The organism is Asticcacaulis sp. P2_C5 (assembly GCF_056404555.1).
This window is the reverse complement of record NZ_JBFUDU010000001.1, coordinates 286,050-305,246: the sequence shown is the minus strand read 5'-3', so window position 1 is coordinate 305,246 and position 19,197 is coordinate 286,050. Positions and strand designations below refer to the sequence as shown.

9 protein-coding genes are annotated in these 19,197 nt (G+C 59.5%); 4 read left to right on the top strand and 5 right to left on the bottom strand.

Features of this window, described 5'->3' with window-relative positions; genetic code table 11:
• Positions 1–336: 336 nt before the first annotated feature.
• From AC1DXO_RS01170 to AC1DXO_RS01155, 4 genes are all read left to right on the top strand, one after another.
• The gene (locus AC1DXO_RS01170) at positions 337–1,602 is read left to right on the top strand and encodes an MFS transporter (RefSeq protein ID WP_476976248.1); all 1,266 of its coding nucleotides are present in this window, start codon (positions 337–339) and stop codon (positions 1,600–1,602) included.
• A complete protein-coding gene (locus AC1DXO_RS01165; protein ID WP_476976247.1) occupies positions 1,599–3,227 on the top strand; it encodes a glycoside hydrolase family 43 protein in 1,629 nt (542 codons plus the stop codon). The genes AC1DXO_RS01170 and AC1DXO_RS01165 overlap by 4 nt, the downstream gene beginning before the upstream one ends.
• Positions 3,228–3,753: 526 nt before the next feature.
• Positions 3,754–6,891, top strand: a complete 3,138-nt coding sequence (locus AC1DXO_RS01160) for a TonB-dependent receptor domain-containing protein (protein WP_476976246.1) — start codon at positions 3,754–3,756, stop codon at positions 6,889–6,891.
• A 110-nt stretch (positions 6,892–7,001) separates the two neighbouring features.
• Positions 7,002–9,116, top strand: a complete 2,115-nt coding sequence (locus AC1DXO_RS01155; RefSeq protein ID WP_476976245.1) for an alpha-N-arabinofuranosidase — start codon at positions 7,002–7,004, stop codon at positions 9,114–9,116.
• Positions 9,117–9,140: 24 nt separating this feature from the next.
• Here the strand turns inward: AC1DXO_RS01155 and dgt are convergent, their stop codons facing one another.
• The 5 genes from dgt to AC1DXO_RS01130 form a co-directional block, all read right to left on the bottom strand.
• Positions 9,141–10,469: a dGTP triphosphohydrolase gene (gene dgt / locus AC1DXO_RS01150; RefSeq protein WP_476976244.1), complete on the bottom strand. Its 1,329-nt coding sequence runs from the start codon at positions 10,467–10,469 to the stop codon at positions 9,141–9,143.
• Between the two features lie 394 nt (positions 10,470–10,863).
• On the bottom strand, positions 10,864–12,786 hold the full coding sequence (locus AC1DXO_RS01145) for an NPCBM/NEW2 domain-containing protein (protein WP_476976243.1): 1,923 nt from the start codon (positions 12,784–12,786) through the stop codon (positions 10,864–10,866).
• A gap of 12 nt (positions 12,787–12,798) precedes the next feature.
• On the bottom strand, positions 12,799–13,629 hold the full coding sequence (locus AC1DXO_RS01140) for a spherulation-specific family 4 protein (RefSeq protein WP_476976242.1): 831 nt from the start codon (positions 13,627–13,629) through the stop codon (positions 12,799–12,801).
• Between the two features lies 1 nt (position 13,630).
• Positions 13,631–15,133, bottom strand: a complete 1,503-nt coding sequence (locus AC1DXO_RS01135; protein WP_476976241.1) for a tryptophan halogenase family protein — start codon at positions 15,131–15,133, stop codon at positions 13,631–13,633.
• Between the two features lie 204 nt (positions 15,134–15,337).
• Positions 15,338–18,721 (bottom strand): TonB-dependent receptor, encoded by a 3,384-nt coding sequence (locus tag AC1DXO_RS01130; RefSeq protein ID WP_476976240.1) that lies wholly within the window; start codon positions 18,719–18,721, stop codon positions 15,338–15,340.
• Between the last annotated feature and the right edge of the window lie 476 nt (positions 18,722–19,197).

The following is a 19,197-nucleotide window of genomic DNA, read 5'->3' as shown; positions in this document are numbered from 1 at the left end:
GCTTTCTCGCATTCGAAACAGAACCTGCATAGCATTGATAAATATGTATAATTAATTACAATTTTTGGATTTATGCCGCGCCCGCCGCAACCGAAACGCGGCGCGTTGAAGCGCATACAGGCTGAAGCGCAGACTGACGCGTCGTAAATTGTCTTGTTTCTGGGCCTGTCAGCGCTTGATAAAATCAGACATAATGTGATAGCGATAGACGATGCAAACCTGGCTCCGGGCAAAAAAGTCCCTGAAGCCAACGCAGATATCTTGCCTGGCATGCGGTTAAGCTGGTCACGAACTGTTTTTCGAGCGATCTTCGCCTGACGGCTATGGGAGGGCGGAATGCCTAAGAACACAGGAATGACAAGGTGGGGGATAATCTTCCTCGTCATGCTCGGGACCATTATCAACTACCTGACCCGAAGCGCGCTCAGCGTCGCGGCACCGACCATGATGACGTCGCTGCACATGACCGAAAAGAACTACGGCGTCATTACCAGCATCTTTCAGTTCGGCATCATGCTGCAGCCGATCGCCGGCTACATCCTGGATCTCGTCAAGCTGAAACTGGGCCTGGCGCTGTTCGCCGTGGCCTGGGGCGTGATAACCATGGCCCATGCCCTGGCCACAAACTGGCAGGGCCTGGCCTTTTTGCGCGGCCTGCAGGGTTTCGCGGAAGGCATAGCGCAACCGGGCGGGCTGAAGGTCGTGGCGGAATGGTTCCCTGCGAAAGAGCGGGGCTTCGCCAGCGGGATTTACAATATCGGTGCGTCCGTCGGCTCCATGCTGGCGCCGCCGCTGGTGGCCTGGGCCATTCTCAGCTACAATTGGCAGGCCGCCTTTATCATCTCCGGTGGCCTCGCCCTGGTGTGGGCCGTGCTGTGGTATGTCTGCTACCAGTCACCGGACCGCCACAAGAAGCTCTCCAAGCCGGAACATGACTACATAAAGGCCGGCCAGGAAAGTCACCTTGAGTCCGTAGCGCCGAGACCCTCCCCCTTGCGCATACTGACCCAGCGAAATTTCTGGGGCATGGCGATCGCGCGCTTTCTTGCCGATCCCACCTGGGGCACGCTGGTCTTCTGGGTGCCGTTATATCTGAGCACGGTGCGCGGTTTCGATCTGAAACATATCGCCCTGTTTGCCTGGCTGCCGTTTGCCGCCGCGGACCTCGGCTGCCTGTTCGGCCCGGCCCTTGCCCTGTGGATTCAAAACCGCGGCGTCAGCCTGGTCAATTCGCGCCGCTGGGCCTTTACGATCGGCGCCTGCATGATGGTCTGCGTTCCCTTTGTCGGCTATGTGGCCAGCCCCTATGTGGCGATCGCCCTGCTCTGCGTCGGCGCCTTTGCCCACCAGACCCTGTCGGTCAATGTGATTACCATGGCGTCCGACCTGTTCCCCCGCGGTGAAGTCGCAACCGTCGCCGGCATGGTCGGCACGGCAGCCAATCTGGGCGCCCTGCTCATATCCCTGGCCATTGGCCTCCTGGTCGCAAAGACCGGCTACGGACCCTTTTTCATTCTTATCGGCGGCCTTGATCTGGTAGGCGCAGCCTTGCTCTGGCTGTTGATCAAACCGAAGTCGGCCAAGGTGGAGACTCTTTCGTGATTCGTAACCCTGTCCTGAAGGGCTTCAACCCCGATCCCTCGATCGTGCGAGTCGGCGATGACTACTTCATAGCCACCTCGACGTTTGAATGGTTCCCCGGACTCCAGATCCACCACTCGCGCGATCTCGTCCACTGGCGCCTGGTCAATCGGCCGCTGCAGCGACCCAGCCAGCTGGATTTACGCGGCGTGCCCGACGGCTGCGGGGTCTGGGCGCCGTGCCTGACCTATAAGGACGGACTCTTTCATCTCGTCTATTCCGTCGTGCTGAGATACGGGCGAACGACCGTCAGTGGCGCCAACGGACTTGCCTTGCGCGACTTTCACAACTTCCTCGTCACAGCCCCTTCGGTCGAGGGGCCATGGTCCGACCCCGTCCTGATGAACAGCAGCGGATTTGATCCGTCGCTGTTTCATGACGACGACGGCAAGACCTATCTGCTCAACATGCTGTGGGACCATCGTCCCGAGCAACAGCATTTCGGCGGCATCGTGCTGCAGGAATACAGCCTTGCCGAAAAAGCGCTGATCGGCGAACGCCGCGTGATCTTTGCCGGAACGGATCTCGGCTTTACCGAAGGCCCCCATCTGCTGCGGCGTGAAGGCTGGTACTACCTCATCGTTGCCGAAGGGGGCACCGGATGGGGACACGCCGTAACCGTGGCCAGGTCCCGTCACATCGACGGACCCTATGAGGCCTGTCCGACCGGACCGGTTCTGACAACGCGCGGACACCCGGACCATGCGCTGCAGCGCGCCGGCCACGGAGACCTGGTGCAGGCCGCGGATGGAAGCTGGTGGATCGCCTACCTGTGCGGCCGGCCCCTGCCGGGCCGTCACCGCTGCGTCATGGGCCGCGAAACCTCGCTTGCGCCCCTGCGCTGGAATGCCGAGGGCTGGCTGGAGACGGCGGATGGCAGCGGATTGCCCGTCCTCACGGCACAGGGTCCGGTGCCTGAGACAGAATCCGAGACGCTGCCCCCTCCGCCTGAGGCCATACACCGGGACTTTGACGATGCGGAACTACCGGCCGAGTTTCAGTGGCTGAGATCGCCGCAGCCGGAGCGACTGTTTAGCCTGACCGATCGACCGGGTTTTCTGCGCCTTTACGGGCGCGAAAGCCTGGGAAGCCAATTCGAACAGGCGCTGGTCGCCCGGCGTCAGCAGGCCTATTGCTTCACAGCCACGACGACGGTGGACTATTCGCCACGGAATTTCCAGCAGTCTGCCGGCCTGGTCTGTTACTACAATGCCAGCAAGTATCACTATTGCTGCATTACCCATGACGCGACGTCGGGGCGGCATTTGCGCATCATCTCCGACGTTCCGGATGCCGACTCCATCGCCACCTCGATGGTATGCACCCTGGCCGAAGGGCCGGTCGAGATAAGGGCCGAGGTCATCTATGGCGAACTTCGCTTTGGCTACCGGCAGCGCGCCGGCGACGACTGGACCTGGTTCAGCACGGTCCTGGACATGAGTCAGTTGTCCGACGAGGCCGGACCGCAAATCGTACCGAATTTTACCGGAACCTTTGTCGGTATGGCGTGTCAGGACATGTCCGGAGCGCGTCTCGCCGCTGATTTTGACGGGTTCTGCTACCAGGAAACCGATATCCCTGAGTAACGCCAGGGCCGGCAGAGCTCACGCCATGACCCGGGTATCGGTCAGGCGACATATTCACCCATGGTCCGAAAACCTCGCGGCGGGCGGCCACCGGGCTGAATTCGGCAATTAGGTCCTACCTTATAACGTCAATTAAAGCAGACTAAATCGTGCGCACCCTCTGCGCAGGCGACGCGCAGGCCAATCAACTTGCCAAACCCCTCTTACATTATCGACAAAAGGAAACTAAAAGCCATATATAAAACATTGATTTAATGTATTTTTACGAAAATAATCTCCAATTTCGCCACCTGAAGGCGCGATAAAGCACACCTATTGGGACGCCCCCGTGACATATGCGCCACGGAATGTATGGATTTTATTTGTCTGTCATATTGATTGTTGCATCTCTGCGACCACGCACATATGGTCTGACTTATCGGCTGGCAATGTCGTTTTGCCGGATGCGAAAACGCCATCAGAGCCTGAACAACAGGCAAGGCGCCGCAATAATAAATGCCTCAGGGGCAACGGGAAGGAAGCTCAGATGAAAAAGGGTAATCCACATACTACGTGGACTCAAAGGTCGATATTGGCCTGCACGGTGTCGCTGGCGGCACTTCTTACGATGGCCGGCACGGTCGCCGCTGCCGAACCGCTTCAAACCACTACTGATTCGGCTGCGGCCCAGACGGACCCAGCCGACGTCGTGGTGGTTACGGTGACGGGCTCGCGTCTGATCAAGACGAACGAAAAATCACCGACACCGATCACGGCCATAACGACGGACCAATTGGCACAAACCACGCCCAGCGACGTTCCCGATGCGTTGAACAAGCTGCCGCAAATTGTCGGTGGCCGCACCCCGCGTACTCAGGGCAACGGCGCCAACAACAACGGCGGTAACGTGCTCGCCCTGCGCAATTTCGGCCCTTCACGCACGCTTGTGCTTTTCAACGGTCACCGCGTCGCGCCCAACAATCAGGACGGCACGGTCAATATCGACGTTTTGCCGCAAATCCTGATGAAGCGTGTGGACATCGTCACCGGCGGCGCCTCGGCCGTCTATGGTTCGGATGCCGTCTCTGGTGTGGTCAACTTTGTCATCGACGAGAACTTTACCGGCTTCAAATATAAGGTCGATGCCGGCATTTCCAACTATGGTGACGGCCAAGAGCATTCGGCCTCCGCGGCGTGGGGCACCGATCTTTTTGACGGCCGCGGCCACTTTGAAACCTCCTTCCGCTACCGCCACCAGGACAAGATCCTCAATACGGATCGTCCTTACGCCAAGGATGGACAGGTTTGGTTTCTGACAGGTAACGGATCGGTCTCGAATCCATTTACCAATACGCCCTTTGCCCGCGTTAACAACCAGCCAATGACCGGCATTGTAAACTGCGGCTCAGCCTGTGCGCTCAATGGCTACACCGTCACTTCGCCCGGCAATTTTGGCCCGCTGACGCGCGGTACACCTACGGGAAGCGGCACCATTGATAGCGGCGGCAACGGTGGTTACGTCAAATTCGGCACCTTCCGCTCAGGTCTTGAGATGAAGGAATCCTTCAGCCGGTTTGATTATGATTTTTCTGATAATGTGCATGGTTATGCTCAGATCAGCCTGGCCGAAGCCGACGTCTCGTCGGATTGGGTCAATACGGTTGTGAGCTCGTCCGGCTCGGGACGTCCAAGCACGATCTTTGCCAACAATCCGTATCTGTCACCCACATCTCAAGCGGCCCTGGGTGCCGGTATAACCTGCGGCACGCCTGCGGCAACCGGCTATCGCTGCTTGCCAAACCCCCCGCTGACAGCCCAGGACAGGATTAGCTACGATGGCACGGTGATGCCAGGTGCGACCACGCCAGCGCCGCCTTCGACACCTTACCTTTCTGTCCCCTCCTATATCTGGAACAAGATCGATGGTCAGGACGCGGGTCCACAAGGCCGCGTCTACAAGACCCTATCGAATCAAAAAAGTGTCAACTTTGAAACCGGTCTCAGGGGGACGCTGGGTAATTTTGACTGGGATCTCCACTATAGCAACAGCTCCAGCGAGTTGACGGTCTCGAACCCAAACAACCAACGCAACGACAGGTATTTGGCTTCGCTAGATGCGGTTATCGCGCCGCCAGGCACGATTGTTAACGGCGTAAATGTCAGCGGCACAGTCGTCTGCTGGGTTTCGACCCAGGCTGCCTATTCTGCGCTCTATCCGGGTTGCGTGCCCACCAACATTGTGGATCCGAACGGCCCATCGGCGGCGTCATATGATTATCTTGTTCAGGAAACTCACTGGACCCTGAAACAGACCATGCAAGACTGGGGGGCCTCCATCAGCGGCGGTCTGGGTTTCGGACTACCGGCGGGTGAGATCAAAGCCGCGGCTTCGGCAGATATCCGTTACCAGACCTACAAGATGACCACCAATGCGTTGGCGACGGATTTCGTCAATTGTACCGGTCTTCGTTTGTGCTTGGCTACCGGGAATTCTGCAGGCGTGGGTGCAGCACCGGCATTGTGGATTCAAAACGTCAACAACCCGGTTGATGCGAAGAACAACGTTTACGAAGCCGCTCTTGAGTTCAACATTCCTTTGTTGAAGGACTTGCCCCTTGTTGACGACCTGACCTTGGATGCCGCGGGTCGTTATACCAAGTATTCAACCTTTGATGCCGTTCATTCCTGGAAGCTTGGTCTGGATTGGCATCTTAACTCGATGTTCCACGTGCGGGGCACCCAGTCGGTTGACATTCGGGCGCCCAACCTGAACGATCTTTACCAACCGGCTGGTATTTCGGCGTCGACTTTCTCGGATTTCTTGACGGGCGTGAATCAAAATACACAGTTTCAAGTCTCGGGTAATGCAAACCTGACGCCTGAAATTGCACGCACGACAACGCTTGGTGTCGTCTTTACGCCAAGCTTTATCCATAACTTTAACCTGTCGGTTGACTACTACAAAACCGATATGACAGACGCCATCACGAATATCAGCTACAATAATGCGGCTATTCAAAACCTGTGTCTTGCCAGCGCGCCGACCTACTCGTCAAACTTCTGTTCCCTGGCTGTGCGCCCGATTACCAATCCATCGGATCCGAACTACAAGACTGCGGCGAACTTCCCGACGAAAATCTTCAGTTCACCTCTCAATGCGGCGAGCTCAACGATCAGTGGCTATGATATCGAGTCAAACTATAGCTGGACCATGGAAGATGTCGTGTCTTGGTTGCCAGGTCGCTTTACTGCGCGAACCTTGATAAGCGTCCAACCCACCAATACGACGGTCAATATTCCTGGAACCGCTGAGCAATGGGCATTCCAACCTAAATACAGGCAAACGACCTTCTTGTCCTATGTCAACGGCGCCTGGACAGTGGCCATTCAGGATCAATATATTGGCAAGGCAAGAAAGGCGACCAGTGACCCTTCGGTGGCCAGCAATAATCAAAACTTTGTCATCCCTTACCTGCCATCTATGAATGTGATCGACCTGACCATCAGCAAGTCGTTCGACTTCATGTCAGGCAAGAGCGAAGCCTATCTCAACATCAGCAATATTGGCGATGCACGCGCACCACTATTGCCAGGCGCTGGTGTCCCAGGCCTCACCTATCCGACTGCCGGCTTCCATGATGATATGGGACGCTACTTTACCGTCGGCGTTAAAGGCAGATTCTAAACCGCGCGCCGCCTGACCGCGTCTGCCAGAGTCAGGCCCCTGGCCTACCCAACGACTTGATCGCCCCGCATTCGTGCGGGGCGACTTTTTGGTTCTCGAAGGAAGTCCAAATGACGATACGTCCCGCAGCCTGCCAACTACGCGTATTTCTCATCGGCGCATGTCTGTCCGCAGGTCTTGCCCTGCCACCGTCGCTCCAGGCGGCGGAAGGGCCGATCAGCGTCACGATCGACGGCAATCAGCGAAGCCCGGCTGTGAGCCGCTACGAATACGGCATGTTTATTGAGCCCATCGGCCAATTGGTTGCGCGCACGCTCTGGTCGGAAATGCTCGATGACCGGAAATTTGTATTTCCGCTCGGCGCCCCCAAGGCTGCAGTGGACCCCGCCAAACCGGCGCGGCCTTTTTCGCAACTTCGTTACTGGGACCGGATCGGCGGGACAGACGACGTTACGATGGACACGGGCCATCCCTATGTCGGTGCGCAATCGGTCAAGCTTAATCTCGATTCGTCAAACCCTTCCGGCATCATTCAGTCCGGACTGGGCCTGGAAAGCAACCGGGCCTACACAGGTCATGTTGTGGTCGACGCCCCCGTGGGAACCATTATTCGCATCGCCCTGGTAAGTGGCGAAGGAAGTGCGGATCGTCAGGAAGTGAACCTGACCACTACGGCCACAGGCTGGCAAAGCCTGCCCTTCAATTTCACAGCCCATGCAGACAGCCTCAACGGGCGCTTCGAGCTGACCGCCAAGGGCACCGGGACATTGCATGTCGGCACCGTGTCATTGATGCCGGCTGACAATATCGATGGCTGGCGTGCGGACTCGACTTCGATCGCGCGCTCATTGCACTCCGGCTTTTGGCGGATGCCAGGCGGTAATTTTCTGTCGGATTGGGATTGGCATACGGCGCTCGGACCGCGCGACCTGCGCACCCCGATGTTTGACTACGCCTGGGATGCCATGCAGACAAACGATATCGGCATAGACGAATGGCTCAATCTCGCAAAACTCGTCGGAACAGAGCCCTATATCACCGTGAACGCCGGCCTGGGCGATGCCAATTCCGCCGCCGAAGAGGTCGAGTATGTCAATGGCCCGGCCTCGTCGGAATGGGGCGCCAAGCGCGCTGCCAACGGACACCCTGAGCCCTATGGCGTCAAGCTTTGGAACATCGGCAACGAGCCCTACGGCATGTGGCAGATCGGCGTAACCCAGCTCAAATACTACGTCATCAAACACAAGGACTTTGCCGCCGCCATGCGCAAGGTCGATCCAAGTATTACGATCATCGCGTCAGGCGCCATGCCCGACCAGGGCAAGGGCCATGGTGAAAAAATAAACATGACGCCCGCCATCGCGGAAACACGCTATGGCACCGAGGAAGATTGGACAGGCGGCCTGCTGGCCGGCGCACCCGGCACATTCCAGGGCATTACCGAGCATTGGTACGATACCGGCGAACAGCGGCCTGACGCGCCGGCCGCCGATGAATTGCTCGAATATGTGCGCTCCCCGTCCAATCATGTTCGCATGAAGGCCGTGGAGTGGGAACATTATCGCAAGACATTTCCTGAGATCGACAGGAACCACATTTTCATGTCGATGGACGAGTATGCCTATATGGGGCCGAGGTTCAATCGCAACGGATTGCGGACGACACTCGCCTACAGCATGATTTTCCAGGAAATGCTGCGCCACACGGATTTCCTGACCATGACGGCGCATACGACCGGCACGTCCACCATGGATATCACGCCCACCTCGGCCAAACTGAATTCGCTCGGGACCGTCTTCAAGCTCTATGGCAATCAATTTGGCGAGGGCGTTATTCCGCTCATGGTGTCGGGAAATGCACCTCAGCCCGATCCCAAGTACGTCGTTGGTTTCAATCATCCGCAAGTCAATGCCGGCAGCCCGACCTGGCCGCTCGACGTCATCGCCGCCCTGGCGCCGGATGGCCAGAGTTTGCGCCTTGGCGTCGTCAACGCTACCCTGTCCCCGCAAACCCTGGTCCTGGATCTCCGGAATTTAAAAATCACGGGCGAGGGTCAAAGGTGGATGATCACCGGAAACGCGGCCGATGTCCAAAATAGTGCGACAAGCTCCGATCACATCGTCGCCACAATGGACGTCGGGCTGGACCTTGGAAAAACCCTTACGGTCCCGCCAATCTCGACGGTCATATTTGAATATCGCCTGTCTGATCCAAAGCAACCTTGACGTCGCACGGCCTTATCGATCGGTCTATCGGCTGTACAGCATCTCGGCGACCTTGACGGCGTAACGATCGGTCATGCCCGAGACAAAGTCCGTCAAGACATGCAGGGCGTCATAGGCATTGTCGACGCCATGGAGGTCCAGGTCGAGCGCGCGGGCCAGTTGCCTGTGATAGGACGACAGGGCGTCGACGTTCCACGACAGCCGGCACAGCTCGTCAAACAGCGGAACGAGGCCGTCCAGGGTCTTGTACAGGGCGTTGCGGCCGAAGACCTCCAGTTCCGTCTTTCGCGTCGCCTTGAATATACGTTCGCGTGCGATGTCGCGGATCCTGGCGAATGCCTCGGCCTTGGACGACACCTCGATCAGGGACGACGAAAAGGCACCACTCATCAGGCCATCGTAATTCGCTTTGAATGCCTCGACACAGGCGGCAATGGCGCCGGTGACCGCCCGGGCACGCATGGCGGAAATCTGCGCCGCTTTCGATCGGTAGGTGCTTTCGCGGTTGGACTGGAACAGGGGCGACAGCAGGGCGTCCGCCTGCTCGAACGTAATGTCACCGCTGATAAAGGCGTCTTCCAGGTCCATGATGTTGTAGCAGATGTCGTCGGCCGCCTCCATCAGGAAGACCAGCGGATGGCGGCGCCACCACGTTCCTTGCGACGAAGCCGCTTTAGGCAATCCCAGGGCGCCGGCTGCCTGGGCGAACAGCTCGACGTCGTTTTCGAACAGGCCGTATTTCTTGAGCCCGCAATAGGCGTCGGCACGGCGGGCGCTGATATTGGCCGTCGCCGGATATTTGGTGAAGGCGCCCAGTACGCCCAGGCTCAGCCGCATGCCGCCTTCATTGACGTACATTTCGTTGCGCACCAGGATGCGGAAGCCCTGAGCATTGCCCTCGAACTTGCGGAATTCCTGCATGTATTTCGGGTCGAGCTCGGCGAAAATGCCGCGCGGCGTGTCGCAGCGTTCCTCGAACCAGCCCCCGATCGCCGCTTCTCCGGAATGTCCGAAAGGCGGATTGCCGATATCGTGCGCCAGGCAGGCCGCCTGGACGATACCCGAGACCTTGTCGCGTTCGGCTTCGCTCAAAACGCCGCCGTCGACCAGCCATTGTCCGACCTCGACGCCCAGCGAACGGCCGACGCTGGACACCTCCAGGCTGTGGATCAGACGGTGGTGTATATGGTCGTTGTCATAGAGCGGATGGACCTGGGTCTTGTTGGCCAGGCGGCGGAACGGCGCCGAAAAGGTGATGCGGTCGATGTCCTGCATATACATCGGCCGCCCGGGACGCTCGGGATAGTCGGGCGACATCAGGCGCGTCGTATTGAGCAGGTCTTTCCAGTTCACGTCACTCTCCCGGCAGAATCGCTGTTCAGGTGCGCATATTGCCGCTTACGCCGCCTCAGGGAAGAGCCCGCTGCCTAACCAGAGACGACCTATCGCTCGAGGCCTTTCCTAAAATCCGCCTCTTCCCGTCTCTTTACGGGGAGAGGCCGGCGCGAAGCGCCGGGTGAGGGGCATTCCACGGTCGAAATAGCATCCACGCCAGTTCAAATTCGAGCTTTTCTAATGTCTAATTGATCGACAGGGCCTGTTTGTCATATGCGATGTCAATCGACCGCTAACCAGACCATTGCAACTGTCGTGGATTGCCCCTCACCCGGTCCTCCGGACCACCCTCTCCCCGTAAAGAGACGGGAAGAGGGGGATTTCGAAGCCATACGCGATAGCCGTTCTTCTCTCACCGCCCCCGCAGCGCCGCCTCGCCCCAGGTGATGACAACCGGCAGTTCGTTCTTTGCATGCCCGTCGCGCGCCACCAGCTCGACGATCTTGACACCACGCACATCGACATCGATCACCCTGGCTGCATCGCCGAACTTCATCGCACCCGTCTTGGCCAGCAGCTTTCCGTCGCCATAGACAAAAAACTGCACCGGCCGATCGAGATTCGACGTCGAATTGTCGACCCCGACCCTAGCTTCAAAGCGCGCAAAATTACCGCTGTTCCTGACCTCGAGCCGCGAATTCGACAACAGGCCCAGTCCGGTCGCAAACCCCGTATCACCGATCGCCAAGTTCTGGCCATACGGTGTCGCATCGATCCGCGCCCCGCCCCAGCCGGTATAGGACGGACGCGAGCCGGACGAACGCGTGCCGCCCCACGGATCCGGCATGCGGTGGACGGTCGGATCGATCTGCTTGATCGTCGTGCCGTCCTCCGCCACATGGATCGCGCCGGGCATTTCCGACAGATAGAGACCATCCGCCAGAGCCCGATGCCCCGTGGCCATGAAGGTCCGCGTCTCATGCGGCGCCAGGGTAAAGGTCGCCTCCCCCGTCATCGCAGACGTCTCCTTCGACCACAAATCGCGCAGGGTGATCGGCGCGCCGTCGAACTTGAGATGGGCGGCCGTCAGATTGACCTCTTCCGGCGAATTGCCGCGATTGAACAGCACCACAGCCTTTTGCGAAGGGTCGCTCATCGTCTTGACGATGATCTGGACGTCGTCGGAATCGTAGGCCAGGACGCCCTGGTTGCCGGCCGGGTCCTGGTCGATGGCGATGACGTCGGCATTGCTCCAGATGTCCATCAGCGGCTTGGGTGCGTGCCGCAGGTCGTAGCTGATCAGCAGGGGCGAGGCCATGACGGCCCACAGTGAAAAATGACTGCGCGCCTCGGTCAGGTGGTTCTCGTCGAACTCGCCGTGGCCGATATCGAGGATGTCGGGGTCGTTCCATGTACCGGGGCCGGCATAGAGGGCGCGGTTGGCCGTGCTGTCGAAATTATGCAGCATGCGCGTCCAACTGGGCGTGATATCGCCGCTGGTCCGCCAGCTATTGCCGACCTCCTTGCCCCAGGTACGGACGTCGGCCGTGCCCCAATTGCAGATCGACAGGACGAAGTCGCCCGACGGTCGCGCCGCCTTCAAGGCAGCGCCGATATGACGGTAACGCTCGCGGATCGCCGGCACATCCGTGCGGTTGATCGACTGGGCATCAAGGATCGGCGGAAAGCCGTTATAGCCCTGCTTGACGACCAGGTCGCTGCCCGGCGCAAAATTGGCGGCGCCGCAGGCATCGACCTTGAGATAGTCGAAGCCCCACTGGCGGAAATAGAGGTCGACATCCTGATCGACGTGGCCATCGAGCCCGACTTCGCGCTCGGCAGCGGTCCCTTCCGGCAGGTTGGGCGAGTGCAGGTCGTAGGCCTGAGAACAGGCATTGCGGCCAATATCGGTGTAGATGCCGACCTTCAGCCCCATGCTGTGCAGCCGGTCGGTAAAGGGCTTGAAACTGGTCTCGTCGGGCCCACCGGTCGCGGCCGATGGAAAGATTTTGGTGCGGATAATCATCCGCCCGTCAGAGGCGCGGCGTTTCAGCCACCAGCCGTCGTCGAGATTGACATAGGTGTAGCCCAGCTTCGAAAGCCCGCTGTCGACCAGGACCGTGGCCGCGCCGACCACCTTGCCCTCGTCGACCTCGGTGCGAAAGGCGTTCCAGCTGTTCCACCCCATGGGCGGGGTGCGCGCCGCGCCCTGGGTGTTGCCCGTCCACTGGCCGGTCGGCGCCAGGCTGTCCGTGGCGGCAAAGGCCGAGGGAGACAAGGCGCTGGTGACCAGCAACAGGCCGAGCCAGAGTGCGGGTTTGAAGGTTTTGATCATCCCTGTTTCCTCTTATTTTTTGCCCGTAACGGCCAGGATTTCATCGCGCCAATAGAGCGGCAGCGCGCCATAGGTGTTGTAGCCGGCCTGCCAGTCGCCGCTCACGTCGACGACATAGAGAAAATCCGGATCATAGATCTTGGCCGCTTCGACGACAGTCCGCATTTCGGCCTTCTTCGCCACCGTGTTGATCACGAGCCACGACCGCACGCCGCGCGCTCGGGCGGCCTCGGTTGCCGCCCGGATCTTGGCGTCCTGCAGCCGGAAGGTATCGCCGTCGCTTTCGAACAGCACCACGAACTCGCCGGCGGCGGCGGCCGTGACGGCGCACAGGTCGGCCATGCCGGGATTGAAGGCGATCACAGCTCCCGGCCGGTAGGTTTGCACGATGTCGCGCAGTTTCTGATACTCCGCGACATAGGCTTCGCACGACCAGTCCGCCGGCGCCGCCTCGTCGAAAAAGATGCCGGCCAAACCGGGAATCTCGGCGAAATAGGCCTTTACCTGGCCTTCGATCCGCGTCCAGGTCTGGCACTTGCCGACGACATTGCAGTCATGATGAAAATAGCCGGTCGGGACATAGCCCAGCATAGCCACATCGTGCTTCGTCGCCCGCCGCGCCACGGCCTTGTAGTTATCGGCGAACGGCACGACGTTCATGCCCTGGCCGTCGGAAACGAAAATGCCGTTGCTCGGGTTGAGGATGGCCAGGCTGCCGTCCGGTATGCGGTCATAGTCGATAACCTCGCCGCCCCAGTAGCTGACCACGCCAAGGCGCGTTTCGGCATAGGTCGGTGAGGCCAGCAACAGGGCAACCAGTGCCGTCAACAGAAACACTTTCATCTCAACTCGCTGTCTTGATCTGGGTCAGATAGGTGTCGTGCAGGGGCAGGGACGAAGCGCCCTGGTTGATGATCTTGCGCAGGTGTTTCATGCGCTCCATGAAATCCGTCTCGGGCAGGACATCCGCCGCCGGATGGTAACCCTGCGGGTTGAGCCCCTGCCCCATCAGCACGGCGAACCAACTCGTTTCCTTGAACAGGTCGAACGGCTGTTCGATCAGTATCCCGTGGCGCTCGAAAATGCCCAACCGGGCCGCCAAGCTGTCGGGGATGGGCATTGTGCGGCAGGTGTTCCAGAAGTCGCTGTCGTCACGTTCGGTCAGCTTGTAGTGGGCGATCAGGAAATCACGGATCGAGGCATATTCGGCCAGCATGTCGTGATTGAACTTGTCGCACACGGCCGGGTCGATGCCGTCGCGTGGGAACAGCGAGACCAGCCGCGCCAGGGCGCTCTGGACCAGGAAGATCGAGGTCGATTCCAAAGGTTCGAGAAATCCCGAAGTCAGGCCGATAGCGACGACGTTCTTCTCCCACATCCTGCGGCGATGGCCGGTGGTGAATTTCAGCAGACGCAGTTCCGCAAGGGCCGGACCATCGAGATTGGCGAGCAGTTTCGCCCTCGCCGCGTCCTCGCTGATAAAGCCGTCGCAGAAGACATAGCCATTGCCGGTGCGGTGCTGCAGCGGAATCCGCCATTGCCAGCCGGCTTCGCGCGCCGTCGCCCTGGTATAGGGGATGGGTGCGGCTACCCGTTCCGACGGCACGGCCAGGGCGCGATTGCACGGCAGCCAGTGGCTCCAGTCATCAAAGGCGACCCCCAGGGCGCCGGAAATCAGCCGCGCGGCAAAACCGGAACAGTCGATAAACAGGTCGCCGGAAACCTGGCGGCCATCGGACAGGTCCAGAGTTTCGACAAAGCCACTTTCGGCGTTCTGGCCGACGGTTGTGACCGTGCCTTCGATGCGTTCGACGCCGCGCGCCCCGGAATAACGGCGCAAAAACAGGGCGTAGAGCTTCGCATCGAAGTGAAAGGCCTTGTTGAGCTTCAGTTGCGGCGCATCGGGCAGGCTGACATGGCCGCATTTGCCTAGCCGCGCGGCCAGGCTTTCCATGTTGAACTGGCCGTAGTCCTTCGCACCGGTCGCGGCCGACAAACGCAGCCAGTAATGCAGGAAGCTCAGCCCCTCCATATTGGCGCCGTAGGTTCCGAAAGGATGGAAATAGCTGTGACCGAGCTTGCGCCAGTCGGCGAATTCGATGCCCAGCTTGAAGGTCGCCTCGGTTTCGCGGATCAGGTCCGCGTCCGAAATCCCCAGTATGGCGTTGAACAGGTTGATCATCGGGATGGTGGCTTCACCGACCCCGACCGTGCCGATGTCCTGAGATTCGACCAGCCGGATGTTGAGATGGGTCGGTCCGAAAACCTTGGCCAGGCAGGCGGCCGTCATCCAGCCGGCGGTCCCGCCACCCAGGATCACAACGTTTCTTATATGGCCCGGCTGCATGTCATGTCCTGTCGCAAAAGTGGGCGCACGGTGTTTTCGCACCGTGCGCCCGAAGTAGCCCGCCCAAAAACAGGGAGAAAGAGGCGGGCGCCACGGTTCGTATTAGAGCGAAATGACTTTATGTTGAATCGTCATTTCGCTCTAACCTTTTGTTTTGTCGCGCAATTTAACCGAAAAGTGGCGTCCACTTTATCGGATTGCGCTTTAATACTTGATACGCAGGCTCAGTTGAACACGGCGATCGTAGTTGAACCAGCCGGCCGGCATGAACTTGACCTCCTGGTTCGGATTGAGATCCGTCGGCCCACTGACCTGTTGCAGGATCACCGGACGCGCCCCCAGCAGGTTGCTGCCTTGCAGGTCGATTTCCATATGCGGCGTGATGGCATAGCGGATCGAGCCGTCGAGGAAGCCTTCGGCCTCCTGCCACACCGGGAAGCCGATACAGCAGTCATTGACCGAGTTGAGGTATTTCGACCGCCAGTTATAGGCCAGGCGGGCGCCGATCGGACCCTTGTCGTACATCAGGATCAGGTTGTACGAGTCGTCGGACAACTGTTCCAGACGGCCCGGATTGATCATGCCGGACTGTGACGAGCGGGCATTGGTGCTGCCGTCCGACGAGTCGAGGATCAACTGGCTGTTCTTGACGCCTTCGTTATGCAGGTGCGTGTAGTTGGCCTGGACGCCAAGACCGTTGAACGGGGCGGGCAGGAAGGTGAAGTAGCGCTGATAGGCGACTTCGAAGCCCTTGATGCTGGCGCCTTCACCATTGGTCGGTCCGGTGACGACGACGTCGCGGGTGACGCCGGCATTGGTCATCGGGACGACATAGGTGCCGTTCTGGATGTAGTCGTAGAACTTCTTGTAGAACAGGTCGAAGGTGAACGACCCGACGGTGGCGAAGTAGTGCTCGGCCGACAGGTCGAACTGATCGGCCTGGATCGCCTTCAGCCGCGGATTACCCGTGCTGCCGACATAGCCGAACTTGTAGCTGACCGGCTGGCCCGCGCTGTTGAGCACCAGGTTCGGATTGCCCACCGCAATGGCCGACTGCGGCAGGAAGCTGCGTTGCAGGGTCATGTAGTTCTTGAGCAGGCCGATATCGGGCATCGACATGGCGCGCGATGCCGCCAGGCGGATGATCCAGTTGTCGGGCAGGCCGAACTTCAGGTTCAGGCTCGGCAGGCTGTAGCTGTGCTCGGTCTTTACGTCCATCGGCGTACTGGTGCCGCTGGAGAAGTGCTGATCGTCGGTCGAGGCCAGGGCCAGGCAGCCCGGCGAGACGGGATACTGGTTCGGCCCGAGGGCGGCGATCTGTTCCGGCGTCAGGGGCTGACACAGCAGGTCGCCGGCGGTGAACGGAACGGCGTAGTTGACCGCGCCGGCGCTGTCGAGCTGGGTGCGGACGACGCGCAGGCCGATATTGCCGCTCAGCGTGATGCCGCCGAAGATTTCCGTGTCCTTGCCGCCGAACTTGAGCATGGCATAGACGGAGTCAGTCTTCAGATCGATATCGAGTATCTCACCCGGCGTGTAGCAGGTGCCGGCCGTATTGCCCGGACGGTTGCAGATCGAGTTCCAGGTCGAGGACGCGGTACCGCCATGGGCCGTCTGCGCCTTGGCGCTGAAGGTCTGGTCCATCAGGGCGATATCCTTGAGATAATCGCGCTTCAGCATGACGAAGTCGTTCTGGGCCAGCAGGCCGCCGTCCAGCGTGTCGGTGCCGAAAGACCGGGTTTCCCAATAGGTGCCGGGATAGCCCTGGAATTTGACCGAACCGTCCGGATTATAGGTGGTCGGTGCATCGAGATGCAGCGAATCTGCCGGATTGACGCCCCAGTCGCTCGAGATACTGGCCCAGTTGTAGGCCGACCACTTGTTGAGCTGCTTGCGCTCAGCGCTGCGGATACCGACGCGCAGTTCGTCCAGCCACTTGCCTTCGAAGCGATAGGCGCCGTCGATCTTCAGGGCGTTCATCGTGCCCTTGCTGTCCTCGAGGTGGTCCATCAGGGATTCGTTGGAATAGTTGCGGTAATCGGTCAGCGGATTGGCGCCGACGACATTGTAACCCGACGGCGAATGGAAGGAGAGCTTCGGATATTCGCCGGTCAGGTCGAGGCCGAGATCGGCCCAGGTCTTGTTGCGATAGGTGATGTCGTAATGGACGTTGGACGCCACGACGTGCTGCAGGTCGACATTGAAGCGCAGGCGCTCGGTCGGCGACCAGACGAAGTTCAGCGACACGTCATCGACGACGCGCGTTTCATTGCTGTAGCGGGTGGCCAGGTTGAGCTGCGGCGCCAGGCGGCACGGCTGGTTGGCGTGGGTGACACCCGAATTGAGGCACGGCTTATAGGCCGGCAGGTTGATGCCGTACTGGGCATAGGTGCCGTATTGGTCGGTCGAGCCGGGCGCATAGGAGACGGGGCTGACACCCCAGTCAGCGATGCCGCCGTAACCCCAGCCGCCGGCCGAGGCCGTGATGACACCCGTCTGGAACAGGCCGTCGCTGCCGAAGGTAAAGGGCGTGCCGCCGCCGGCTTCGTTGATACCGAGGCCCGGCGCGTCGGGCGGTTGCAACAGGCTGGCATCGGTCCATACCGTCGAATGGGTCGTCGTCGCCGGATCAACCCAGGCCCAGAAGCTGAGCAGCTGGTCTTCGTTCCATTCGTTGTCGTATTGCGAGCGGTTATATTGCAGTGTCGCCTTCATGGTGGCATCGGGACTGGCCCATTGGGCCGCCAGGGACACGCCCTTGCGGGTCCGGTCGTAGACGGTGTTGTTGTAGCTGACGCCCGACGGGATGTAGTTCATCTGGCTGGTATAGGTACCGGCGGCGAACGGCATCATGCGCGGTATCGTCGCGCCCTGGCTGACCGTCTGGATATTGGAATAGGCCAGGTTACCGAGCAGGCCGAAATCGCCCAGATCGGTGCGCCAGCGATCGGACCACACGGCTGAGGCGCTGGGCGTGATCTTGCCGCTCAGGTCGCCATAGTCACCCTCGATCGTGGCCGAGAACAGATGGCCCTTCTGGTCGAAGGGCAGGCGGGTACGCAGATTGACCGTGCCGGCGATGCCGCCTTCGATCATTTCGGCGGTCGAGTTCTTGTAGGTGTCGACGCCGGACATCATTTCCGGTGAGATGTCTTCCCAGCTCAGCCCATAGCTCGAACCGGCGCTGAAGGTGTCGCGGCCGTTGAACTCGGACTTGACCTGGGTCAGGCCGCGCACCAGGACGCCCGAGGGCTCGGCCGGATAGTGCATGACGTCGCCACCCTTGACCGAACGCACCACGGTCACACCGGGCACGCGTTGCAGGGCTTCGGCGATCGACTTGTCGGGGAAGGCGCCGATATCGGTCGCGGTGATCGAATCGACGTGGGTGTCGGCGTTCTTCTTCAGGTCCTGCGCCGTCTGCAGCGCCTTGCGCGAGCCGACGACCACGACGACTTCCGGTTCGTCGGCAGTATTATCGCTGGGCACGTCCTGGGCGTAGCCTTGTGCGGCCCAGAGCGTGGCGAGAGACGCGGCGGCGGCCAGGGCGAGATACGACGCCTGCCTGTTGATGAGCCGCCTGTTCATTGTCCCGCTGTTCCTTGTTCCTGTCATAGTGATGTCCCTATCTCATTAGCTGGCATTTAATTCAGAGTCGGAATTTTGCGGCACGAGCGCCCCCGCAATTCCCAGGCCCCACTTGTTTCGTTTTCATGCGATGAAGTGCCTTGAGTTGCGATTAATATGCCTTTTGCGAAATATGTCTACATTATCTTTCGAAATTAATGGCGATTAGCGGAAAAAAGTAATATAATTGACACATACCAAGCCATTTAGGGCCGTATTTGACGCTTTCGCGCGATATATGGTTGCGTTATCATTGCTTTTAGCGAATTCGTCGCACAAAAAACAACTTAATGCCAGTGATGCTGTTCCTGGGCTCTTCCGCTTGGCCGGGTGGAGTGTTGCCGTCAGCGTTCGGCAACATTATTCGACTAAATTTCTGATTTTACAGATATTTTCAACGCGGAAAGCGCCGAAAAGTCGGACAGAACGCGGAAAAG

Excerpts from the sequence above, each read along its gene's own strand:
- AC1DXO_RS01170 (WP_476976248.1), top strand. The coding sequence starts at position 337 with ATGCCTAAGAACACAGGAATGACAAGGTGGGGGATAATCTTCCTCGTC.
- AC1DXO_RS01160 (WP_476976246.1), top strand. The coding sequence starts at position 3,754 with ATGAAAAAGGGTAATCCACATACTACGTGGACTCAAAGGTCGATATTG.
- AC1DXO_RS01155 (WP_476976245.1), top strand. The coding sequence starts at position 7,002 with ATGACGATACGTCCCGCAGCCTGCCAACTACGCGTATTTCTCATCGGC.
- AC1DXO_RS01145 (WP_476976243.1), bottom strand. The coding sequence starts at position 12,786 with ATGATCAAAACCTTCAAACCCGCACTCTGGCTCGGCCTGTTGCTGGTC.
- AC1DXO_RS01140 (WP_476976242.1), bottom strand. The coding sequence starts at position 13,629 with ATGAAAGTGTTTCTGTTGACGGCACTGGTTGCCCTGTTGCTGGCCTCA.
- AC1DXO_RS01135 (WP_476976241.1), bottom strand. The coding sequence starts at position 15,133 with ATGCAGCCGGGCCATATAAGAAACGTTGTGATCCTGGGTGGCGGGACC.
- AC1DXO_RS01130 (WP_476976240.1), bottom strand. The coding sequence starts at position 18,721 with ATGAACAGGCGGCTCATCAACAGGCAGGCGTCGTATCTCGCCCTGGCC.